Origin of the sequence: Pseudomonas sp. A-RE-22 (assembly GCF_019956035.1) — a bacterium.
Classification (GTDB): domain Bacteria; phylum Pseudomonadota; class Gammaproteobacteria; order Pseudomonadales; family Pseudomonadaceae; genus Aquipseudomonas; species Aquipseudomonas brassicacearum.
Genome location: NZ_JAHBCZ010000055.1, coordinates 45603 through 67230, shown reverse-complemented (window position 1 = coordinate 67230; position 21628 = coordinate 45603). Strand labels below are relative to the sequence as shown.

The following is a 21628-nucleotide window of genomic DNA, read 5'->3' as shown; positions in this document are numbered from 1 at the left end:
ACTAGATGCGTCAGATCGAGTCTATCGAACGCTCAAGCTTGGTCAGCTAAATCCATGGAGGCGATGTATGAGTGAGCAGGTGCAAGTAACCCTGCAGGAAGCAAAGTCCCAGCTCTTACAACTGGCGGCGCGTGTATGGCAGGGCGACAGGGTGGTGATCACCAAGGCCGGCAAGCCTTATCTGGATTTGCTGCCCCATATCGATACGCCGCAGGCGCGCAAGCCCGGGCGGTTGAAGGGGAAGATTCGGATGTCGGCGGATTTTGACCGCACCCCGGAAAACATCATCGAGGATTTCGAGGGCCGGCAATGAGCATGGACGAATCTTCTTGATCTGAAATTTCGGCAGGCACCTCGGCCATGCAGGCCTCGTCGAACTCTCGCATAGTGGCCTTGTTGATAGCGCCGATTTTCAGCAGCGCTTCGGCCGAGCAGTGAATCGACTCGAAGGCCTCACTTTTTATTTTATTCGTCATTACATATCCCCATATGTTCTTTTTCGTCCAACAGAAACTGGACGTTTCCCGAAATCACTATTCCACACCGCCAAAGCCGTGGGAATCCGCCCGCGATCCTCAAAAGCACCGCAGCAATCAAGTCCTACAACCTATGGCCTGACATTCGTGGCGAGGGAGCTTGCTCCCGCTGGGCTGCGCAGCAGCCCCAATTCAATATTCCCAACAAAAACCGCCGCCCGAACACGGACGACGGCTTCTGATTGATTCTCAAAACCCTCGCAAAATCCGAGAAGCTTTCCGCCACCAGGATTCATGCTGGCTAAACGGATCATCCACCAGCACCGCGGGCATATCCCGCAGGCGAATCCATGGCTCATCCTGCCAGTGCAGCATGCAGAGCGACATCTTCGGCCAATCCAACACGCTCAACGTAGGCCGTTCCACCTTATGCGAATAGCGCTCATCCCGCAGGGTTGGCACTACCTGATGCGTGATCCACTCACGCAGCAATCGATATTCAGGGCAGTAGTGATAAACCAGCAATGCATAGACGCCTGACTCGCTCAACATCAGACGCTCTTCAGTCAAACCGTGGACATGCACGGGCATCATCCGGCGCTGGTCAGGGTCAAGCTTGCGCGTCATGCGTTCATCAAGGTGCTTGCTCATCAACCGCCCCAAATCCGAGGCGCTGAACCAAGCTTGGTTTTCAACCAAGAGGGTATGCAGATGGAGGTTGTGACGGGTGAAAGCGATCGGAATATAAGCATCAGGCAGATGGGTCTCCGAGGTATACGGAGAGCAGGGTGAAATTTTTGTGGGCATAACGACCTCTACGTTCAAAGGTTAGCGGCGCGAGCCCGACGTAGAGGATGTAAGAAAAATCCCAACTAGCTATTTCTCCACATAGAGTTGCAAATGTCCTTAGACAGTACGCGGTTCTATGTTCGGCGATTAGCTACTACGTTGGGCGTTTCTTAGGCACCTGCGACTAAGATAAGTAACGAGGCGATACGGCGTCAATGCGGAAAGATTCTGAGTTTTTCGTAGGGCAGAGGTGGCGTGCCTGTCCTGAAGTTAAACGCGGCTTTGGTTCCGTTGAATACAAAAACCCCGTTTTCACGGGGTTTTAGTTACGTGTGCAGCCTAGGATTTTTCTTTCAAATCAATCCCAGCTCAAAGCCCCACCGGTCTGATACTCAATCACCCGAGTCTCAAAGAAATTCTTCTCTTTCTTCAAGTCCATGATTTCGCTCATCCAAGGGAACGGGTTAGTCGTCCCTGGGTACTCTTCTTTAAGGCCAATCTGCGACAGGCGACGGTTAGCGATGAACTTGAGGTAGTCCTCCATCATCGCCGCGTTCATGCCCAGCACGCCGCGAGGCATGGTGTCGCGGGCGTATTCGATCTCCAGCTGGGTCCCTTGCAGGATCATCTGGGTCGCTTCTTCCTTCATCTCGGCATCCCACAGGTGTGGGTTTTCGATTTTGATCTGGTTGATCACGTCGATGCCGAAGTTCAGGTGCATGGATTCGTCGCGCAGGATGTACTGGAACTGCTCGGCGACGCCGGTCATTTTGTTGCGGCGGCCCATGGAGAGGATCTGGGTGAAGCCGCAGTAGAAGAAGATGCCTTCCAGGACGCAGTAGTAAGCGATCAGGTTGCGCAGCAGTTCTTTGTCGGTGTCCGGGGTGCCGGTTTCGAACTTCGGATCGGAGATCGAACGGGTGTATTTCAGGCCCCAGGCGGCTTTTTTCGCGACCGATGGGATCTCGTGGTACATGTTGAAGATCTCGCCTTCATCCATGGCCAGCGATTCGATGCAGTACTGGTAAGCGTGGGTGTGGATCGCCTCTTCGAACGCCTGGCGCAGGATGTACTGGCGGCATTCCGGGTTGGTGATCAGGCGGTACACGGCCAGGACCAGGTTGTTGGCAACCAGGGAGTCGGCGGTGGAGAAGAAGCCCAGGTTGCGCATCACGATGCGGCGCTCGTCGTCGGTCAGGCCTTCCGGGTTTTTCCAGAGGGCGATGTCGGCGGTCATGTTGACTTCTTGCGGCATCCAGTGGTTTGCGCAGCCGTCCAGGTACTTCTGCCAGGCCCAGTCGTATTTGAATGGCACGAGCTGGTTGAGGTCGGCGCGGCAGTTGATCATGCGCTTTTCATCGACGGCGACACGGGCGGAGGCGCCTTCGAGTTCGGCGAGGCCTTCGGCGACGTCGAGTTTGTCGAGGGCGGCCTTGGCGCGAATGATCGCGGCCGAGTCGCTGGCTGTCACGGCCCGGGCTTCCAGGGCGGCGGCACCGCCGGCGCTGTCGAGGCGGTCCATGTTGGCTTCAGAAGCGTGGCCGGCGTTTGCGCCTTTTACAGCAACTTCGCCGTCTTCTTTGTCGAATTCGTCCCAGCTCAGCATGACGTGTCGTCTCCTGCGTGAGGGCCAGATGCCCGATGAAGGCCTACTGGCCGCGGTGGATCTTGAAAAATCGTTTGTTGCAGCAGCTGACGCAGGCAATAAACAGAAAAATGTACGGGTCATTCCGGAGCGGCTGTGAACGCGAGGAGGCGATTGGCCTCTGCGTGGGCTCCAGGTAGGCGTGATCCCCTGTAAGGGAATATTGCAGGCCCGTTTAACGCGGCATTATAAGGACTTTTTTGCCTACGTGCTGCGACGAAATAGCTCACAGAAGGGGTAGTGGGCGGCATATCCGCATGGGAGCGAGGGTTTACAAGGCTTTGGCCGCTGAAGATTTTTTTTGCATGGATCGTATTGCAGTTTTTTTTGATCAAAAAACGAGCGTTTTTTGCGTGTTTGCACTACATGTTGTGTTTGCGGAGGGGTTTAAGCGGTTCTAGACACAACCAGGCCCGATCGAAACCGGGCCGTGGAAAATGTCAGTAATGATCAATCGATATGGGCCGAACCGGTGTGATCGCTGCCGTCGCTAGCCACCGCGGTGGGGTCAGTGTTGGCGTGATCGTCACTGGCGATCGTGGCGGAATCCGTCTGGTCGTAACCCTTGATCGCGGCTGCGGAACCGGTGCGATCAAAACCGTCGGCGGCGAAAGTATTGGTGGCCAGCACGGACAGGGCAAGGGCGAAGATCAATCTGCTTTTCATTTGGTAGTTGTTCCTGGTTCGATGACGTTGATCAGCCGTTGGAGCAGCCATTGCCCATGACGCTGTAGCGCAGGATGTGGCGTTGGCCCTTGGAATCGTCGTATTCCATCTTCGCCGGGACCACTTCGCAGACGTTCGGGATTTCGCTCATGGAGATGACTTTGGCGATGTCCAGGTGGGTGGAGTAGGTGTACTCCTCGATGGCCGGTTTTTGCTGTGCAGCATCGGTCGGGAGCTCGTCTGCCATCGCGGTGGCGCAAAGGCTGCCGAGGACCAGAACCCATAAAGCTTTCATCTAATTCACCTTTCTTGAAGTCGAGTGGGGTCACGCAACCTTTTTAGGGTTGCGTGTGGAGCTGATTTTGGAAGTTTGATTAACGGCCTTCGTGGGGGCTGTGTTGCGCTAATCGTGTTTGCCGGTTGGCGAGGTGGATTTTAGAAGGTGAGGGTGGGGGTAAACAGACTCGGTTTTGATAAACACTGTTGGTTGATCTGGTAATAATCGACTGGGAGTCGGTGGCTGTCTGGTGAATTGATATTGGATGGGCAGGCGCTATCGCGAGCAAGCGCGCTCCCACAGGGGATTTGGTGGGATTGCACGTTAGTACCGACATTTTGTAGGGACTTGTTACTACCATCGTCGAATGGTTCTATAGGCCCGCCCCGGGCTACAACGGGGTCATACAAAAACAACTATTCACCGAGGTAAGAAAGATGAGTGCGGCTTCTGTGTATCCCGTTCGTCCCGAGGTTGCGGCCAATACGCTGACTGACGAGGCGACCTACAAGGCCATGTACCAGCAGTCGGTCGTCAACCCGGACGGCTTCTGGCGCGAGCAGGCCAAGCGCCTCGATTGGATCAAGCCTTTCACCACGGTGAAGCAGACGTCCTTCGACGATCACCATGTCGACATCAAGTGGTTCGCCGACGGCACCCTGAACGTTTCCTACAACTGCCTCGACCGTCACCTGGCCGAGCGCGGCGATCAGATTGCGATTATCTGGGAGGGCGATGACCCTGCCGAGAGCCGCAACATCACCTATCGCGAGCTGCATGAAGAAGTCTGCAAGTTCGCCAACGCCCTGCGCGGCCAGGACGTGCACCGCGGCGACGTGGTGACCATCTACATGCCGATGATCCCTGAAGCCGTGGTCGCGATGCTGGCCTGTGCCCGGATCGGTGCGATTCACTCGGTGGTGTTCGGCGGTTTCTCGCCTGAAGCGCTGGCAGGCCGGATCATCGACTGCAAATCCAAAGTGGTGATCACCGCCGACGAAGGCGTTCGCGCCGGCAAGAAGATCCCGCTCAAGGCCAACGTCGATGACGCGTTGACCAACCCGGAAACCAGCAGCATCCAGAAGGTCATCGTGTGCAAGCGCACCGGTGGCGGCATCAAGTGGAACCAGCACCGCGACATCTGGTACGAAGACCTGATGAAAGTGGCAGGTACCGTTTGCGCGCCGAAGGAAATGGGTGCCGAGGAAGCGCTGTTCATCCTCTACACCTCCGGTTCCACTGGCAAGCCCAAGGGCGTGCAGCACACCACGGCCGGCTACTTGCTGTACGCGGCGCTGACCCATGAGCGGGTGTTCGACTACAAGCCAGGCGAGGTCTACTGGTGCACCGCCGACGTGGGTTGGGTCACCGGCCACAGCTATATCGTCTACGGCCCGCTGGCCAATGGCGCGACCACGCTGCTGTTCGAAGGCGTGCCGAACTACCCGGACATCACCCGGGTGGCCAAGGTCATCGACAAGCACAAGGTCAGCATTCTCTACACCGCGCCGACCGCCATCCGCGCGATGATGGCCTCGGGCACCGCCGCCGTCGAAGGTGCTGACGGCAGCAGCCTGCGCCTGTTGGGTTCGGTGGGCGAGCCGATCAACCCGGAAGCCTGGGACTGGTACTACAAGAATGTCGGCAAGGAGCGTTGCCCGATCGTCGATACCTGGTGGCAGACCGAAACCGGTGGCGTGCTGATCAGCCCGCTGCCAGGCGCCACGGCGTTGAAGCCAGGTTCGGCCACGCGTCCGTTCTTCGGCGTGGTGCCGGCGTTGGTGGACAACCTTGGCAACCTGATCGAAGGCGCGGCCGAAGGCAACCTGGTGATCCTCGATTCGTGGCCAGGCCAGGCGCGTACGCTGTACGGCGACCATGACCGTTTTGTCGACACCTACTTCAAGACCTTCAGCGGCATGTACTTCACCGGTGACGGTGCGCGTCGCGACGAGGATGGCTACTACTGGATCACCGGTCGGGTGGATGACGTGCTCAACGTGTCCGGCCACCGCATGGGTACTGCCGAGATCGAGAGCGCCATGGTCGCCCACCCGAAAGTCGCCGAAGCGGCGGTGGTCGGTGTGCCGCACGACATCAAGGGGCAGGGCATCTACGTCTATGTCACCCTCAATGCCGGCGAAGAAACCAGCGAGGCCCTGCGCCTGGAACTGAAGAACTGGGTGCGCAAGGAGATCGGTCCGATTGCTTCGCCGGATGTGATCCAGTGGGCGCCGGGGCTGCCGAAAACCCGCTCCGGCAAGATCATGCGCCGCATCCTGCGCAAGATCGCCACGGCGGAGTACGACGGGTTGGGTGATATCTCCACCCTGGCTGATCCGGGTGTGGTGGCACATCTGATCGAGACGCACAAGACCATGAACGTTGCCTGACGGTAGCGTGTAAAACCGAAAAGCCCCGCCCGGTAGTACCGAGCGGGGCTTTTTTATTTCGAATAATCGTTCCCCGCTCCGCGTGGGAATGCAGCCCGGGATGCTCCGCGTTCCTCTCCAGAAGTCGAACGCGGAGCGTCCGTAGAGGCGTGCCCACGCAGAGCGTGGGAACGATCAGGCCTGGCTCGTGCGAATGGATGAATAAATATCGACCTTCAAAGTAGGAGGTGTCTGAACGTTACCGGTGTTTCGAAATGTGTAACCAAAGGCGCCACAGCGGGGCGATGTGAAACGCCAAGCCCCATTACAGGGCGGTTCCAGGCGTCTCCCAAAATAAGCCGACACGCTGTGCTTGCCGGATTAGAAGGGTTTGCGAATAATGGGCCCGCTATTTGCAGCATAGATCGGTTTCCCTTCTTTTGCTCTTGCATGAATTTGCGGGGCTGTCAATGCGCTCGAACAGCTTTCTCGGTGCTTCTGTAATTTGTTGTCGCATTGAAGAAATATCGGCTTCGGGCCTGTCGTTAGAATGCCGATCACTCGCTCGTCGTGGCTCGTGTTGAATAAAACGTGAGCTTCCTAGGACGCAGCACCAAAGTTCGTTTCACCCATTCGCATATTGGGCTGTTGCTCACTCTGCCGTTTTTGCCCTTTACCGATGGAGTCCCAAGATGAAGAAACTTGTGCTGCTTGGCGCCCTGGCACTGTCCGTGCTGTCCCTGCCGACCTTCGCTGATGAGAAGCCCCTGAAGATTGGTATCGAAGCGGCTTACCCTCCGTTCGCCTCGAAAGCTCCGGATGGCAGCATCGTCGGTTTCGACTACGACATCGGCAATGCGCTGTGCGAAGAGATGAAGGTCAAGTGCGTGTGGGTCGAGCAAGAGTTCGACGGCCTGATCCCGGCGCTCAAGGTCCGCAAGATCGACGCGATCCTGTCGTCCATGTCGATCACCGAAGATCGCAAGAAGTCGGTTGATTTCACCAACAAGTACTACAACACCCCGGCCCGTCTGGTGATGAAGGCCGGTACCCAGGTCAGCGACGGCCTGGCCGAGCTCAAGGGCAAGAACATCGGCGTGCAGCGTGGTTCGATCCACGAGCGTTTCGCCCGTGAAGTCCTGGCCCCGCTGGGTGCCGAGATCAAGCCATACGGTTCGCAGAACGAGATCTACCTGGACGTGTCCGCTGGTCGTCTCGACGGCACCGTGGCAGACGCTACGCTGTTGGATGACGGCTTTCTCAAGACCGATGCCGGCAAGGGCTTCGCGTTCGTCGGCCCGGCCTTTACCGACGTCAAGTACTTCGGCGACGGCGTCGGCATCGCGGTGCGCAAGGGCGACGCGTTGAAGGACAAGATCAGCGGCGCGATCGCGGCCATTCGCGAGAACGGCAAGTACAAGCAAATCCAGGACAAATACTTCGCTTTCGACATCTACGGCAAGTAACGACGTCCCGCCACTCGTGCGAAATGGCGCAAGCAACAGGATCTCTGCGGTTTGCGCCATTTTTTCATCCCACTTTCGAGGACCTGAATCATGTTGAAAGGCTACGGGGCTGTCATCCTCGATGGCGCATGGTTGACGCTTGAGCTCGCCTTGTCGTCCATGGCCCTGGCCATCGTCCTGGGGTTGATCGGCGTTGCGTTGCGCCTCTCTCCGGTGCGCTGGCTGGCGTGGCTGGGCGACCTGTATGCCACGGTCATTCGCGGCATTCCCGACCTGGTGCTGATCCTGCTGATTTTCTACGGCGGCCAGGACCTGCTCAACCGCGTGGCGCCGATGCTCGGTTACGACGACTACCTCGACCTGAACCCGCTGGCGGCCGGTATCGGTACCCTGGGCTTCATCTTCGGTGCCTACCTGTCGGAAACCTTCCGCGGTGCCTTCATGGCGATCCCCAAGGGGCAGGCCGAGGCGGGCATGGCGTACGGCATGAACGGCTTCCAGGTGTTTTTCCGAGTGCTGGTGCCGCAGATGATTCGCCTGGCGATCCCGGGCTTCACCAACAACTGGCTGGTGCTGACCAAGGCGACCGCGCTGATTTCGGTGGTGGGCCTGCAAGACATGATGTTCAAGGCCAAGCAGGCGGCAGATGCCACGCGCGAGCCTTTCACCTTCTTCCTCGCAGTGGCGGCGATGTACCTGGTGATCACCAGCGTCTCGTTGCTGGCATTGCGTCACCTTGAGAAGCGCTACTCGGTAGGCGTAAGGGCGGCTGATCTATGATCTTCGACTACAACGTCATCTATGAAGCCTTGCCGCTGTATTTCAGTGGCTTGTTGACCACCCTGAAGCTGTTGGCCCTGTCGCTGTTCTTCGGTCTGTTGGCGGCGTTGCCCCTGGGGCTGATGCGGGTGTCCAAGCAGCCGGTCGTCAACATGACGGCGTGGCTCTACACCTACGTGATCCGCGGCACGCCGATGCTGGTCCAGCTGTTCCTGATCTACTACGGGTTGGCGCAATTCGCGATCGTGCGTGAAAGCTTCCTCTGGCCGTGGCTGTCCAGCGCAACCTTCTGCGCCTGCCTGGCGTTCGCCATCAACACTAGCGCCTACACCGCCGAAATCATCGCCGGCAGCCTGCGGGCCACGCCCAACGGTGAGATCGAAGCGGCCAAGGCCATGGGCATGTCGCGCTACAAGCTGTATCGCCGGATCCTGCTGCCATCGGCCTTGCGTCGGGCGCTGCCGCAATACAGCAACGAAGTGATCATGATGTTGCAGACCACCAGCCTGGCATCCATCGTGACCCTGATCGACATCACCGGTGCCGCGCGCACGGTGAACGCGCAGTACTACTTGCCGTTCGAGGCCTACATCACGGCCGGCGTTTTCTACCTGTGCCTGACCTTCATCCTGGTGCGCCTGTTCAAACTGGCCGAGCGCCGCTGGCTGGGTTACCTGGCCCCGCGCAAGCACTGATAACGCATCGATCCGATCGACTGCTCAACGACTGACGTTTTGTGAGAACCGACCGCATGTACAAGCTTGAAGTCCAAGACCTGCATAAACGCTATGGCAGTCACGAAGTGCTCAAGGGCGTGTCCCTGAAAGCCGCCGCTGGCGATGTGATCAGCATCATCGGCTCCAGTGGCTCCGGCAAGAGTACTTTCCTGCGTTGCATCAACCTGCTTGAGCAGCCCCACGCCGGCAAGATCCTGCTCAACAACGAAGAGTTGAAGCTGGTGGCCGGCAAGGACGGCGCGTTGAAGGCCGCGGACCCCAAGCAACTGCAGCGCATGCGTTCGCGGCTGTCGATGGTGTTCCAGCATTTCAACCTGTGGTCCCACATGACTGCGCTGGAAAACATCATGGAAGCGCCGGTGCATGTGCTGGGCGTGTCCAAGGCTGAAGCGCGGGAGAAGGCCGAGCACTACCTGAACAAGGTTGGCGTGGCTCATCGCAAGGATGCCTACCCGGGCCATATGTCCGGCGGCGAGCAGCAGCGTGTGGCGATTGCCCGTGCGCTGGCGATGGAGCCGGAGGTGATGTTGTTCGACGAGCCGACCTCGGCTCTGGACCCGGAACTGGTAGGCGACGTGCTCAAGGTGATGCAGGCTCTGGCCCTGGAAGGCCGGACCATGGTGGTGGTGACCCACGAAATGGGCTTTGCCCGTGAAGTGTCGAACCAACTGGTGTTCTTGCACAAAGGCATCGTCGAAGAAAGCGGCAACCCGCGCGAAGTGCTGGTCAATCCGCAATCCGAGCGCTTGCAACAATTTCTGTCGGGCAGCCTCAAGTAATCGCTCCCGTTACGCACCTGATTTGGGTCATGCTGCGCACCGCGCGCCAGATGGTCTAATTTGGTTGCAGCCGCTTTTGGCTTTAACACTGTTTTCGCTTCGGATCGCCCGCCATGACTGCCCATCGAATAGGTTTCCTGATTTGGCCCAGCACTAAAGCCTTGACGCTGGCGCTGGCCGAGGAGGCCTTGCGTGTTGCTCAGCGGGTGCATCCGGATGTGGTCTACGAACTGTCGTTCTTGCAGGCCGAACCACCGGCCGATGGCGCCTGGCAACTGCCGGGCGAGCCTTGGGCCGGCAAGCTCGAAGGTTTCCAGAAGCTGTTCCTGCTGGCCGATGAGCCGCCGGCTGCGCTGGCCTCACCCTTGAGCAGCGCCCTCAAGCAACTGGTGCGTGCCGGTTGTGTGATCGGCGGTTTGTCTGCCGGTGTCTATCCCCTGGCCCAACTGGGGTTGCTCGACGGTTACCGTGCCGCCGTGCATTGGCGCTGGCAGGACGATTTCTCCGAGCGCTTCCCCAAGGTCATCGCCACCAGCCATCTGTTTGACTGGGATCGCGATCGCCTGAGCGCTTGCGGCGGCATGTCGGTACTCGACCTGTTGCTGGCGGTGCTGGCCCGCGATCACGGCGCGGAACTGGCCGGTGCGGTGTCGGAAGAATTGGTGGTCGAGCGCATTCGCGAGGGTGGCGAGCGTCAACGCATCCCGTTGCAGAACCGCCTTGGCTCCAGTCATCCAAAGCTCACCCAGGCGGTGCTGCTGATGGAAGCCAACATCGAAGAGCCGCTGACCACCGACGAGATCGCCCAGCATGTCTGCGTATCCCGTCGGCAACTGGAGCGGATCTTCAAGCAATACCTCAATCGCGTGCCCAGCCAGTATTACCTGGAGCTGCGCCTGAACAAGGCCCGGCAGATGCTGATGCAGACCAGCAAATCCATCATCCAGATCGGCCTGTCCTGCGGCTTCTCCTCAGGGCCACACTTCTCCAGCGCCTACCGCAACTTCTTCGGCGCCACACCGCGGGAAGACCGCAACCAGCGACGCAGCAGCAGCCCGTTCGAATTGTCCTCGGTGCCGTCCGAGCGCGGGTAGGGCAGGCACAACCTCTCTGTGGCGAGGGGATTTATTGTGGGAGCAAGATCTGTGGGAACAGGACTTGTGGGGGGGGGGGGCTGGACTTGTGGGAGCAAGGCTTGCCCGCGATACAGGCGACGCGGTCCTTGGTGAACCGAGGTGCCTGCATCGCGAGCAAGCTTTGCTCCCACAGATATATTCCTCGCCGCACGTAGATGCCGACACCTCAAATCCCGCCACAACGTTTAAACTGCGCCTTTGCGACGCTATTTGTCGCATTGCCGTAAACCCGCGAAAAACGTGGGTTGGCGCTATAAGAAGTTGTCGCTTGGCGGCAAGGCCGGGCTGAAAACTGTCCTTACAATCCTTACCAAGCCCGCCAGTTCCAGGCGGGTGTTCCTCATCAGGAGACTCCGATGTCCGTTGAGCAAGCCGCGGTACAACGCGCCGATTTCGACCAGGTTATGGTTCCCAACTATGCACCTGCTGCCTTCATACCTGTGCGTGGCGCCGGTTCCCGCGTATGGGACCAATCCGGTCGTGAGTTGATCGACTTTGCTGGCGGTATCGCAGTCAACGTACTGGGCCATGCCCACCCGGCACTGGTCGGTGCACTGACCGAACAGGCCAACAAGCTGTGGCACGTGTCCAACGTATTCACCAACGAGCCGGCCCTGCGCCTGGCCCATAAGTTGGTCAACGCGACCTTTGCCGAGCGCGCGTTTTTCTGCAACTCCGGCGCCGAAGCCAACGAGGCCGCCTTCAAGCTGGCCCGTCGCGTCGCGTTCGATCGTTTCGGCAGCGAAAAGTACGAAATCATCGCCGCGCTCAATAGCTTCCACGGTCGTACCCTGTTCACCGTCAACGTCGGCGGGCAGTCGAAGTACTCCGACGGCTTTGGTCCTAAAATTACTGGCATCACCCACGTTCCTTACAACGACCTGGCTGCTTTGAAAGCCGCTATTTCGGACAAGACCTGCGCCGTGGTGCTGGAACCGATCCAGGGCGAGGGCGGTGTACTGCCAGCCGAGCAGGCCTACCTGCAAGGCGCCCGCGACCTGTGCGATGCCCACGACGCGCTGTTGGTGTTCGATGAAGTGCAGACCGGCATGGGCCGCAGCGGCCACCTGTTCGCCTACATGCATTACGGCGTGGTCCCGGACATCCTCACCAGCGCCAAGAGCCTGGGCGGTGGTTTCCCGATCGCGGCGATGCTCACCACCGAAGCGCTGGCCAAGCACCTGGTCGTCGGCACCCACGGCACCACTTATGGCGGTAACCCGCTGGCCTGCGCGGTGGCCGAGGCGGTGATCGATGTGGTCAATACCCCTGAAGTGCTGGCGGGTGTCAAAGCCAAGCACGCCAAGTTCAAGGCGCGCCTGGAGCAGATCGGCGAGAAGTATGGCCTGTTCACTCAAGTGCGCGGCCTGGGCCTGCTGATCGGCTGCGTGCTGAACGACTCTTGGAAAGGCAAGGCCAAGGACATCTTCAACGCCGCCGAACAGGAAGGCCTGATGATCCTGCAAGCCGGCCCGGACGTGATTCGCTTTGCTCCGAGCCTGGTGGTGGAAGACGCCGATATCGACGAAGGCCTGGACCGCTTCGAGCGGGCCGTGGCGAAGTTGACGCAAGCCTAAGGCTGAGTCGGACCCCTTGTGGGAGCGAGCTTGCTCGCGATAGCGGTGCCTCAGTGAAATGAATGTTGGCTGACACTGCGCTATCGCGAGCAAGCTCGCTCCCACAGGAGTCTTGCAGCGGTTGAAAAATCGAAGACCGCCGCAGATGCAATGCGGGCCAGGGTGTTCGTTTAGTTTTTTTCTGTGTATCGACCTGACGGTCGAACCCTTTATTTCAAGTTAAGGAGTGACACCATGCTGGTGATGCGCCCCGCGCAAATGGCTGATCTGGGCGAGGTACAGCGTCTGGCTGCGGACAGTCCGATCGGTGTCACTTCCTTGCCGGATGACGTGGAACGCCTGAGCGACAAGATCGCCGCAAGCGAAGCCTCGTTCGCCGCCGAAGTCAGCTTCAATGGTGAAGAGAGCTACTTCTTCGTCCTTGAAGACACCGCGACCGGCAAGCTGGTGGGCTGTTCGGCCATCGTCGCTTCGGCCGGCTATTCCGAACCGTTCTACAGCTTTCGCAACGAGACCTTCGTTCACGCCTCTCGTGAGCTGAAGATCCACAACAAGATCCACGTGCTCTCCCAGTGTCACGACCTGACTGGCAACAGCCTGCTGACCAGTTTCTACGTGGTGCCGGAGCTGGTGGGTTCGCCATGGTCGGAACTCAATTCCCGCGGGCGCCTGCTGTTCGTCGCCAGCCACCCGGAACGGTTCGCCGATTCGGTGGTGACCGAGATCGTCGGCTACAGCGATGAGAATGGCGACTCGCCGTTCTGGGATGCCATCGGTCGCAACTTCTTCGACCTCAACTACGCCGCCGCCGAGCGCTTGTGCGGGCTGAAAAGCCGTACTTTCCTCGCCGAGTTGATGCCCCATTACCCGATCTACGTGCCGCTGTTGCCGGACGCCGCCCAGGAAGCCATGGGCCAGGTCCATCCGCGGGCGCAGATCACCTTCGACATCCTGATGCGTGAGGGTTTCGAGACCGATCACTACATCGACATCTTCGACGGTGGTCCGACCCTGCATGCTCGTGTCTCGGGCATCCGCTCGATTGCCCAGAGCCGCGTGGTGCCGGTCAAGATCGGCGAACCGGTCAAGGGGGCCGGCCGCCAATACCTGGTGGCCAATGCCCAATTGCAGGATTACCGCGCCGTGCTGCTCGAGCTCGATTACGCGCCGGGCAAACCCGTGACGCTGGACATGGAAGCGGCCGAAGCCTTGGGCGTCGGCGAAGGCGCCAGCGTGCGTCTGGTAGCCGTATAACGCTTTACAGCTGAGTTTCGCGGGTGGCGTGAGCGACCCGTTTGAGGAGATAGCATGATCGTTCGTCCCGTACGCAGCAGCGATTTACCCGCTCTGATCGCCCTGGCCCGCAGCACGGGCACCGGCCTGACCACCCTGCCGGCCAACGAAGAGCGCCTGGCCCATCGGGTCGGCTGGGCCGAGAAGACCTTTCGCGGTGAAGCCGGGCGCGGTGACGCGGACTACCTGTTCGTGCTCGAAGACGACGACGGTCGCGTGGTGGGCATTTCCGCTATCGCCGGTGCCGTTGGGCTGCGTGAGCCCTGGTACAACTTCCGGGTTGGCCTGACGGTCAGCGCGTCCCAGGAATTGAACATCTATCGGGAAATCCCGACCCTGTTCCTGGCCAACGACCTGACCGGCAATTCCGAGCTGTGCTCGCTGTTCCTCCATGCCGATTTCCGCAGTGGTCTCAATGGCCGCATGCTGGCCAAGGCGCGGCTGTTGTTCATTGCCGAATTCCCACAGTTGTTCGGCAACAAGATCATCGCCGAGATGCGCGGCATGTCCGACGACAAGGGGCGTTCACCGTTCTGGGAAAGCCTGGGCCGGCACTTCTTCAAGATGGAATTCAGCCAGGCCGATTACCTCACCGGGGTGGGCAACAAGGCGTTCATCGCCGAGCTGATGCCCAAGTTTCCGCTGTACACCTGTTTCTTGTCCGAAGATGCCCGGGCCGTGATCGGCCAGGTTCATCCGGATACCGAACCTGCATTGTCGATGCTCAAGAGCGAAGGTTTCAGCTACCAGGGTTACGTCGACATCTTCGACGCCGGCCCAGCGGTGGAATGCGAAACCGGCAAGATCCGCGCGATTCGCGACAGCCAGGCGCTGGTGCTGGCCATCGGTACGCCGGGCGATGACGCCACGCCGTTCCTCATCCATAACCGCAAGCGCGAAGACTGCCGCATCACCGCTGCACCGGCGCGCTTTGCCGCCGGCACGCTGGTGGTCGATCCGCTGACCGCCAAACGTCTTCAACTCAACGCCGGCGATCAGGTACGTGCCGTCGCGCTGTCTGCTGCCCGGGAGTCGAAATAATGAACTCGCTGTACATCGCAGGAAGCTGGCTGGAAGGCCAGGGTGATCTCTTTGAGTCGTTGAACCCGGTGACCCAGCAGGTATTGTGGTCGGGCAACGGCGCCACGGCGGCACAAGTGGAGTCGGCGGTGCAGGCCGCGCGCCAGGCGTTCCCGGACTGGGCTCGGCGCTCGCTGGATGAACGCATCCAGGTGCTGGAAGCCTTTGCCGCTGCCCTGAAAAGCCACGCGGACGAACTGGCCCATTGCATCGGTGAAGAAACCGGCAAGCCGTTGTGGGAAGCGGCGACCGAAGTGACCAGCATGGTCAACAAAGTCGCCATTTCGGTGCAGAGCTACCGCGAGCGGACTGGCGAGAAGAGCGGCCCCCTGGGCGACGCCACCGCTGTGCTGCGCCACAAGCCCCACGGTGTGGTGGCGGTGTTCGGCCCCTACAACTTCCCTGGTCATTTGCCCAACGGCCACATCGTGCCAGCCCTGCTGGCCGGCAACAGCGTATTGTTCAAGCCGAGCGAACTGACGCCGAAAGTTGCCGAGCTGACGGTCAAGTGCTGGGTCGAGGCCGGTCTGCCGGCGGGCGTACTGAACCTGCTGCAAGGCGCGCGGGAGACGGGTATCGCCCTGGCGGCGAACCCAGGCATCGACGGGCTGTTCTTCACCGGCTCCAGCCGCACCGGCAATCTGTTGCATCAACAATTTTCCGGGCGTCCGGACAAGATCCTCGCGCTGGAAATGGGCGGTAACAACCCGCTGGTGGTGGATGAGGTGGCCGACGTCGATGCGGCGGTCTACACCATTATCCAGTCCGCTTTCATTTCCGCCGGGCAGCGCTGCACCTGTGCGCGCCGCCTGCTGGTGCCGGAAGGCGCCTGGGGCGATGCCTTGCTGGCGCGCCTGGTGGCGGTCAGCTCGACCCTTGAAGTCGGTGCCTTCGACCAGCAACCGGCGCCGTTCATGGGTTCGGTGATTTCCCTGGCCGCGGCGAAGGCGCTGATGGATGCGCAAAACCATTTGCTGGGCAAAGGCGCCGTGCCGCTGTTGAGCATGACCCAACCGCAGGCCCAGGCCGCATTGCTGACGCCGGGTATCCTGGACGTGACGGCCGTGGCCGAGCGTCCCGATGAAGAGCTGTTCGGGCCGTTGCTGCAAGTGATCCGCTACAAAGATTTCGCAGCGGCAATCGCCGAGGCCAACAATACGCAATATGGCCTGGCCGCCGGGTTGCTGTCCGATTCCCTGGAGCGTTACCAGCAGTTCTGGCTGCAAAGCCGCGCCGGTATCGTCAACTGGAACAAACAGCTGACCGGTGCCGCCAGCAGCGCGCCGTTCGGCGGTGTCGGCGCCTCGGGCAACCATCGCGCCAGCGCTTATTACGCGGCCGATTATTGCGCGTATCCGGTGGCTTCCCTGGAGACACCAAGCCTTGTGATGCCGGCTGCCCTGACCCCCGGCGTGCGCATGTCTTGAGACCGCCATCGCGGGCAAGCCTTGCTCCCACAGGAGTTATGCCAAATCTGTGAGAGCAAGCCTTGCTCCCACAGGAACTATGCAGAACCTGTGGGAGCAAGGCTTGCCCGCGATAGCCGCGACTCGGTTGTTATTGATGCCTATAAAAAAACAGATCCTCGTGGAGCCTCGCTGATGAAATCCTATGAAGTCAACTTTGACGGTCTAGTGGGGCCGACCCATAACTACGGCGGGCTCTCGTACGGCAACGTCGCGTCCCAGAGCAACAGCCAGCAGTCCTCCAACCCCAAGGAAGCGGCGTTGCAGGGCCTGGCGAAAATGAAAGCGTTGATGGACATGGGTTTCCAGCAAGGTGTGCTGGCGCCACAGGAACGCCCGGACGTGGCGGCCCTGCGTCGGTTGGGCTTTGCCGGTAGCGATGCCCAGGTCATCCAGCAGGCCGCGAAAGAAGCGATGCCGTTGCTGGTTGCCAGTTGCTCGGCCTCCAGCATGTGGGTGGCCAATGCCGCCACAGTCAGCCCGAGCGCCGACACGGCCGATGGCCGCGTGCATTTCACCGCCGCCAACCTGAACTGCAAATACCACCGCAGCATCGAACATCCGACCACCAGTCGAGTGCTGGGGGCGATGTTCGCCAACCAGCAACACTTCGCCCACCACGCCGCCTTGCCGGCGGTGGCGCAGTTCGGTGACGAAGGCGCGGCCAACCACACCCGTTTCTGCCGCGCCTACGGCGAGGCTGGTGTTGAATTCTTCGTGTTCGGTCGCAGTGCTTTTGACACCCGCTATCCCGCGCCGCAGAAATACCCGGCGCGCCAGACCCTCGAAGCTTCCCAGGCCGTTGCCCGTCTGCACGGGCTGAGGGAGGAGGGCGTGGTGTACGCCCAACAGAACCCATCGGTGATCGACCAGGGTGTGTTCCACAACGACGTGATCGCGGTGGGCAATGGCGAAGTGCTGTTCTATCACGAGGACGCGTTTCTCGAGACCGACAAGATGCTGGCCGAATTGAGCGGTAAACTCGCCAAGGTCGGTGGGAAATTTCAATCGGTGTGCGTGCCGCGTTCGGCGGTCACCGTCGATGATGCGGTACGTTCCTACCTGTTCAATAGCCAGTTACTGTCGCGTCCCGACGGTTCGATGCTGTTGATCGTGCCGGAAGAATGCCGTAGCAACGAACGTGTCTGGCAATACCTGCAGGGCCTGACGGGCACTGGCGGGGTGATTCGCGAAGTGAAGGTCTTCGACCTCAAGCAAAGCATGCAGAACGGTGGTGGCCCGGCTTGCTTGAGGTTGCGCGTGGCGCTCAATGAAACCGAGCTGGCGGCCGTCAACCCAGGGGTTATCATGACCGCGCCGCTGTACGATTCGCTGACCCAATGGGTCGAGCGGCACTACCGCGACCGCATGACCGAAAACGATCTGGCAGACCCGCAGTTGCTGCTCGAATGCCGTGCGGCACTGGATGAACTGACACAAATCCTTAAACTTGGCGCGGTTTATCCTTTCCAGATCAATTGAAAGCGCGCGCGACCTGACTACAGTCAAAGCAGGGCGCGTTGCCTTATCCCCAGACGAGAATGTAAAGACATGAGCGATACCCTGCAGCTGATCCTTGAAGACACCGACGGCACTCAACTGGAAACTTCCTGCACCCGCGTCGCGGTGATGTGGCAAGGCAAGGAATTGTGGATCCAGCAGGATGGCCGCGGTCAGTTGCTGATCGGCGTCGATGTCGAGGAAGGGGACGAGGAATACGCCAACCTGTTGTTGCGTCCATTGGCGACCAACCTGGTCAGCCTGCAACTGGAAATGGAACCAGCGGACGTCGGCGACGATGACCATGTCCATGGCCCGGATTGCGGCCACGACCATTAAGGAAACCGCGCTATGCTCGCCCTCGGCAAACTGCTTGAACTGACCCTCGCCGGCCGTGAACCGGCGGAGAAGACTCAACTGACTGTCGAAGGCGTACGGATGCGCTGGTTGAGCGAGGGCGCGCTGGAGGTCAAGCCGCCCGAAGCCCGGGACAACGGCCTGGACCTGCTGCTGTCGGCCGGTATCCACGGCAATGAAACCGCGCCTATCGAGCTGCTCGACCGCTTGCTGCATGACATCGCCCGTGGCCATTTGAAGCCGCGGGCACGCATTCTGTTCCTGTTCGGCAACCCCGAGGCCATCCGGCGCGGTGAGCGTTTCGTCGAACAGGACGTCAACCGCCTGTTCAATGGCCGCCACGAGCTGAGCGGCGGCCCCGAGGCGCTGCGGGCCTGCGAGCTGGAGCGATTGGCCGCCAGTTTCTTCAGCCGGCCAGAACGCAGTCGCTTGCATTACGACCTGCACACCGCCATCCGCGGCTCGAAGATCGAGCAATTCGCCCTCTACCCGTGGAAAGAAGGTCGCCAGCATTCACGCCGTGAGCTGGCACGCCTGCGTGCCGGGGGCATGGAGGCGGTGCTGCTGCAGAACAAGCCGTCCATTGTGTTCAGCGCCTACACCTACGACCAGCTCGGTGCCGAGTCCTTCACCCTGGAACTGGGCAAGGCCCGGCCATTCGGGCAGAACGACGGCGTCAACGTCAGCCTGCTGGAAACCCGCCTGCAACAGATCATCGAGGGCAACGAGCCGGAGCTGGATGAGGGGCTCGATGGCCTGCAGCTGTTCAGCGTGGCCCGGGAAATCATCAAGCACAGCGACAGTTTCCGCCTGAACCTGCCAGCGGACATCGAGAACTTCTCGGAATTGGGGAAAGGCTACGTGCTGGCCGAAGACATCGCCCAGACCCGCTGGGTGATCGAAGAAGAGGGTGCCCGGATCATCTTTCCGAACCCCAAGGTCAAGAATGGCTTGCGGGCTGGCATCCTGATCGTGCCGGCGACCGATGAAAACCTGATCTAAAACCCACACCGAACTATTGTGGGAGCGAGCTTGCTCGCGATAGCGATGTATCAGTCAACATTAATGCAGGCTGAACCACCGCCATCGCGAGCAAGCTCGCTCCCACAGGTTTTTAGCGGCTTTTAGACCGCTACCGCCCGCTGCTCACTACGGCGCAACGCCCGGGTCTTGTGCAACGTATCGGCACAGGTCTTCGCTGCTTCCTGGCCCTTGTGCACGAAATGCTCGAAGAAGAACTTCTGATGTTCTTCCCCTGCATGAAAGTGATGGGGCGTGAGCACCACCGAGAACACCGGCACTTCGGTTTCCAGCTGGACCTGCATCAGGCCGCTGATCACGGATTGGGCGACGAACTCGTGACGGTAGATGCCACCGTCCACCACCAGGCCAGCGGCGACGATGCCGGCGTAGCGGCCTGACTTGGCCAGCAGCTTGGCGTGCAGCGGAATCTCGAAGGCACCGCCGACTTCGAAGAAGTCGATATCACTTTCCTGGTAACCCTGGATGATCATTTCGGCGACGAAACCTTTACGGCTCTGGTCGACGATTTCCTTGTGCCAGCAGGCCTGGATGAACGCGACGCGCTCGCCCGGATGACTTTTGCTTTTGCTGTCGATTGCAGTGGGTTGCATATTCTGGTTCCTGTTTGTGTGAAAAACAGGGCGTCATGAATCGAAGGGGATTCGAGGGTACGCCGCGCACGGACAGTCGCAGTCGGCCCTTGGGTATCAATCCCGTTCTCTCTTCATCCGGACTATGACCGTCGGCCCCGGAATCACACCGGGTCTGCTGACCTTGTCGCTACACCCCAAAAACTGGTGCACCACCAAGCGCTCGCGGGCTATGCACGTTGCGTGCAATTACCGCCGGTGGGGAATTACACCCCGCCCTGAGAACGTTTTGCCGCCACGCTTTGTGACGGCGGGCAATTTTTAACACATAACCCCTTGTGGGAGCGAGCTTGCTCGCGATGGCGGTGGATCAGCTTGCATCGCTGCTGAATGTGCCGCCGTCATCGCGAGCAAGCTCGCTCCAACAGGGGTTTTGAATAATCTGTTGGTTCGTGTCGTCCTGGGCTTGATTATTCCTCGCCATGACCGCAGTAATTGCCCTTCGAAAGGGATTTCCCTCCACTTGAGCCCGAGGCCAGATTCATGAGTGTTATCGATCTTCGCAGCGATACGGTCACCCAACCTACCGCCGGCATGCTGGATGCCATGGCCAGCGCGCCTACCGGCGACGATGTGTATGGGGAAGACCCGACCGTCAATCGCCTCGAGGCCGAACTGGCCGCGCGCCTGGGGTTTGCCGCAGCGCTGTTCGTGCCCACGGGGACCATGAGCAACCTGTTGGGCTTGATGGCCCACTGCGAGCGCGGCGACGAATACATCGTCGGCCAGCAGGCCCACACCTACAAATACGAAGGCGGCGGTGCGGCCGTGCTCGGTTCGATCCAGCCCCAGCCCCTTGAAGTGCAGGCGGACGGTTCCCTGGACCTGGCGCATGTCGCCGCGGCGATCAAACCCGATGATTTCCACTTTGCCCGCACCCGCCTGCTGGCCTTGGAAAACACCATGCAGGGCAAGGTGCTGCCACTGGAATACCTGGCCCGGGCCCGGCGTTTCACCCAGGAACATGGCCTGGCCCTGCACTTGGACGGGGCGCGGTTGTACAACGCTGCGGTCAAGCTGAATGTCGATGCCCATGAGATCACGCAGTACTTCGATTCGGTGTCGGTGTGCTTGTCCAAGGGCCTCGGCGCGCCGGTGGGCTCGGTCTTGTGTGGCAGCGCCGAACTGATCGGCAAGGCCCGCCGGCTGCGCAAGATGGTCGGTGGCGGCATGCGCCAGGCGGGGATTCTCGCGGCGGCGGGGCTGTACGCCCTGGAACATCAGGTCCAGCGCCTGGCCGATGACCACGCCAATGCCCAGCGGCTCGCCGAGGGCTTGCGTGCGGCGGGTTATGAAGTCGAGCCGGTGCAGACCAACATGGTCTACGTGCAAATGGGCGAGCGGGCCGAGGCGATCAAGGCATTTGCCGATGAACGGGGCGTCAAGCTCAGCGCGGCGCCACGCCTGCGAATGGTGACGCACATGGACGTGAGCGCGGCGCAAATCGACCAGGTGGTCGCCACTTTCGTCGAATTTTCCCGCCACTGACCCGTCAACCGGGCCAATTGACAGTTTCTATCGCATAAACACGCTGTACCCCACGCGAAGGGCCGATATAA

General features: G+C 60.1%; 21 protein-coding genes and 1 riboswitch. Of the genes, 15 read left to right on the top strand and 6 right to left on the bottom strand.

Annotation, left to right across the window (positions count from 1 at the left end; all coding sequences use genetic code 11):
• Nucleotides 1-67: 67 nt before the first annotated feature.
• On the top strand, nt 68-313 hold the full coding sequence (locus KGA89_RS23715; RefSeq protein WP_223472672.1) for a type II toxin-antitoxin system Phd/YefM family antitoxin: 246 nt from the start codon (nt 68-70) through the stop codon (nt 311-313).
• Here KGA89_RS23715 and KGA89_RS23710 read toward each other — a convergent pair.
• The 5 genes from KGA89_RS23710 to KGA89_RS23690 form a co-directional block, all read right to left on the bottom strand.
• Entirely contained in the window at nt 285-476 is a 192-nt protein-coding gene (locus tag KGA89_RS23710; protein WP_223472671.1) for a DNA-binding protein, read from the bottom strand. The two genes, KGA89_RS23715 and KGA89_RS23710, sit on opposite strands and share 29 nt — an antisense overlap.
• A 249-nt stretch (nt 477-725) precedes the next feature.
• Nucleotides 726-1283, bottom strand: coding sequence for a Bro-N domain-containing protein (locus tag KGA89_RS23705; RefSeq protein WP_371916762.1), 558 nt, complete (start codon nt 1281-1283; stop codon nt 726-728).
• Nucleotides 1284-1623: 340 nt separating this feature from the next.
• The gene (locus KGA89_RS23700; RefSeq protein WP_003204812.1) at nt 1624-2871 is read right to left on the bottom strand and encodes a ribonucleotide-diphosphate reductase subunit beta; all 1248 of its coding nucleotides are present in this window, start codon (nt 2869-2871) and stop codon (nt 1624-1626) included.
• A 489-nt stretch (nt 2872-3360) separates the two neighbouring features.
• On the bottom strand, nt 3361-3576 hold the full coding sequence (locus tag KGA89_RS23695) for a hypothetical protein (protein ID WP_003204810.1): 216 nt from the start codon (nt 3574-3576) through the stop codon (nt 3361-3363).
• 31 nt (nt 3577-3607) lie between these two features.
• The gene (locus KGA89_RS23690) at nt 3608-3871 is read right to left on the bottom strand and encodes a DUF2790 domain-containing protein (protein WP_003204807.1); all 264 of its coding nucleotides are present in this window, start codon (nt 3869-3871) and stop codon (nt 3608-3610) included.
• A gap of 419 nt (nt 3872-4290) precedes the next feature.
• Between KGA89_RS23690 and acs the strand changes: the two genes are divergently transcribed.
• The 13 genes from acs (at nt 4291) to astE (ending at nt 19398) form a co-directional block, all read left to right on the top strand.
• Nucleotides 4291-6246 (top strand): acetate--CoA ligase, encoded by a 1956-nt coding sequence (gene acs, locus KGA89_RS23685; RefSeq protein ID WP_003204805.1) that lies wholly within the window; start codon nt 4291-4293, stop codon nt 6244-6246.
• 671 nt (nt 6247-6917) lie between these two features.
• Entirely contained in the window at nt 6918-7691 is a 774-nt protein-coding gene (locus tag KGA89_RS23680; protein WP_223472670.1) for an ABC transporter substrate-binding protein, read from the top strand.
• A gap of 90 nt (nt 7692-7781) precedes the next feature.
• The gene (locus tag KGA89_RS23675) at nt 7782-8471 is read left to right on the top strand and encodes an ABC transporter permease (RefSeq protein WP_223472669.1); all 690 of its coding nucleotides are present in this window, start codon (nt 7782-7784) and stop codon (nt 8469-8471) included.
• Nucleotides 8468-9166 (top strand): ABC transporter permease, encoded by a 699-nt coding sequence (locus KGA89_RS23670; RefSeq protein ID WP_003204798.1) that lies wholly within the window; start codon nt 8468-8470, stop codon nt 9164-9166. Before KGA89_RS23675 ends, KGA89_RS23670 begins: the two co-directional genes overlap by 4 nt.
• Before the next feature lie 56 nt (nt 9167-9222).
• On the top strand, nt 9223-9987 hold the full coding sequence (locus KGA89_RS23665) for an ABC transporter ATP-binding protein (RefSeq protein ID WP_003204797.1): 765 nt from the start codon (nt 9223-9225) through the stop codon (nt 9985-9987).
• A gap of 113 nt (nt 9988-10100) precedes the next feature.
• A complete protein-coding gene (gene argR / locus KGA89_RS23660) occupies nt 10101-11081 on the top strand; it encodes a transcriptional regulator ArgR (RefSeq protein ID WP_003204794.1) in 981 nt (326 codons plus the stop codon).
• A 398-nt stretch (nt 11082-11479) separates the two neighbouring features.
• Nucleotides 11480-12700 carry an aspartate aminotransferase family protein gene (locus KGA89_RS23655; protein ID WP_223472668.1) on the top strand — a complete coding sequence of 407 codons (1221 nt, stop codon included), beginning with the start codon at nt 11480-11482 and terminating at the stop codon, nt 12698-12700.
• A gap of 234 nt (nt 12701-12934) precedes the next feature.
• On the top strand, nt 12935-13954 hold the full coding sequence (gene aruF / locus KGA89_RS23650) for an arginine/ornithine succinyltransferase subunit alpha (protein ID WP_003204790.1): 1020 nt from the start codon (nt 12935-12937) through the stop codon (nt 13952-13954).
• A gap of 54 nt (nt 13955-14008) precedes the next feature.
• Entirely contained in the window at nt 14009-15034 is a 1026-nt protein-coding gene (gene astA, locus KGA89_RS23645) for an arginine N-succinyltransferase (RefSeq protein ID WP_003204788.1), read from the top strand.
• Complete coding sequence (gene astD / locus KGA89_RS23640; protein ID WP_223472727.1) at nt 15031-16500, top strand: succinylglutamate-semialdehyde dehydrogenase; 1470 nt, start codon at nt 15031-15033, stop codon at nt 16498-16500. The genes astA and astD overlap by 4 nt, the downstream gene beginning before the upstream one ends.
• Before the next feature lie 174 nt (nt 16501-16674).
• On the top strand, nt 16675-18021 hold the full coding sequence (astB, locus tag KGA89_RS23635) for an N-succinylarginine dihydrolase (RefSeq protein WP_003204784.1): 1347 nt from the start codon (nt 16675-16677) through the stop codon (nt 18019-18021).
• Nucleotides 18022-18090: 69 nt separating this feature from the next.
• Nucleotides 18091-18378 (top strand): hypothetical protein, encoded by a 288-nt coding sequence (locus KGA89_RS23630; protein WP_003178862.1) that lies wholly within the window; start codon nt 18091-18093, stop codon nt 18376-18378.
• 12 nt (nt 18379-18390) lie between these two features.
• Entirely contained in the window at nt 18391-19398 is a 1008-nt protein-coding gene (gene astE, locus KGA89_RS23625; RefSeq protein WP_003204782.1) for a succinylglutamate desuccinylase, read from the top strand.
• Between the two features lie 122 nt (nt 19399-19520).
• Here astE and KGA89_RS23620 read toward each other — a convergent pair whose 3' ends face one another.
• Nucleotides 19521-20030 (bottom strand): 6,7-dimethyl-8-ribityllumazine synthase, encoded by a 510-nt coding sequence (locus KGA89_RS23620; protein ID WP_024618891.1) that lies wholly within the window; start codon nt 20028-20030, stop codon nt 19521-19523.
• A 100-nt stretch (nt 20031-20130) separates the two neighbouring features.
• Nucleotides 20131-20299: riboswitch (FMN riboswitch) on the bottom strand.
• A 253-nt stretch (nt 20300-20552) separates the two neighbouring features.
• On the opposite strand from KGA89_RS23620, the gene ltaE reads away from it, so the two are divergent.
• Nucleotides 20553-21557: a low-specificity L-threonine aldolase gene (ltaE, locus tag KGA89_RS23615; RefSeq protein ID WP_223472667.1), complete on the top strand. Its 1005-nt coding sequence runs from the start codon at nt 20553-20555 to the stop codon at nt 21555-21557.
• Nucleotides 21558-21628: the final 71 nt, after the last annotated feature.

Coding starts and splice junctions, on each gene's coding strand:
- KGA89_RS23715 (WP_223472672.1), top strand. CDS start 68: ATGAGTGAGCAGGTGCAAGTAACCCTGCAGGAAGCAAAGTCCCAGCTC.
- KGA89_RS23710 (WP_223472671.1), bottom strand. CDS start 476: ATGACGAATAAAATAAAAAGTGAGGCCTTCGAGTCGATTCACTGCTCG.
- KGA89_RS23705 (WP_371916762.1), bottom strand. CDS start 1,283: ATGCCCACAAAAATTTCACCCTGCTCTCCGTATACCTCGGAGACCCAT.
- KGA89_RS23700 (WP_003204812.1), bottom strand. CDS start 2,871: ATGCTGAGCTGGGACGAATTCGACAAAGAAGACGGCGAAGTTGCTGTA.
- KGA89_RS23695 (WP_003204810.1), bottom strand. CDS start 3,576: ATGAAAAGCAGATTGATCTTCGCCCTTGCCCTGTCCGTGCTGGCCACC.
- KGA89_RS23690 (WP_003204807.1), bottom strand. CDS start 3,871: ATGAAAGCTTTATGGGTTCTGGTCCTCGGCAGCCTTTGCGCCACCGCG.
- acs (WP_003204805.1), top strand. CDS start 4,291: ATGAGTGCGGCTTCTGTGTATCCCGTTCGTCCCGAGGTTGCGGCCAAT.
- KGA89_RS23680 (WP_223472670.1), top strand. CDS start 6,918: ATGAAGAAACTTGTGCTGCTTGGCGCCCTGGCACTGTCCGTGCTGTCC.
- KGA89_RS23675 (WP_223472669.1), top strand. CDS start 7,782: ATGTTGAAAGGCTACGGGGCTGTCATCCTCGATGGCGCATGGTTGACG.
- KGA89_RS23670 (WP_003204798.1), top strand. CDS start 8,468: ATGATCTTCGACTACAACGTCATCTATGAAGCCTTGCCGCTGTATTTC.
- KGA89_RS23665 (WP_003204797.1), top strand. CDS start 9,223: ATGTACAAGCTTGAAGTCCAAGACCTGCATAAACGCTATGGCAGTCAC.
- argR (WP_003204794.1), top strand. CDS start 10,101: ATGACTGCCCATCGAATAGGTTTCCTGATTTGGCCCAGCACTAAAGCC.
- KGA89_RS23655 (WP_223472668.1), top strand. CDS start 11,480: ATGTCCGTTGAGCAAGCCGCGGTACAACGCGCCGATTTCGACCAGGTT.
- aruF (WP_003204790.1), top strand. CDS start 12,935: ATGCTGGTGATGCGCCCCGCGCAAATGGCTGATCTGGGCGAGGTACAG.
- astA (WP_003204788.1), top strand. CDS start 14,009: ATGATCGTTCGTCCCGTACGCAGCAGCGATTTACCCGCTCTGATCGCC.
- astB (WP_003204784.1), top strand. CDS start 16,675: ATGAAATCCTATGAAGTCAACTTTGACGGTCTAGTGGGGCCGACCCAT.
- KGA89_RS23630 (WP_003178862.1), top strand. CDS start 18,091: ATGAGCGATACCCTGCAGCTGATCCTTGAAGACACCGACGGCACTCAA.
- astE (WP_003204782.1), top strand. CDS start 18,391: ATGCTCGCCCTCGGCAAACTGCTTGAACTGACCCTCGCCGGCCGTGAA.
- KGA89_RS23620 (WP_024618891.1), bottom strand. CDS start 20,030: ATGCAACCCACTGCAATCGACAGCAAAAGCAAAAGTCATCCGGGCGAG.
- ltaE (WP_223472667.1), top strand. CDS start 20,553: ATGAGTGTTATCGATCTTCGCAGCGATACGGTCACCCAACCTACCGCC.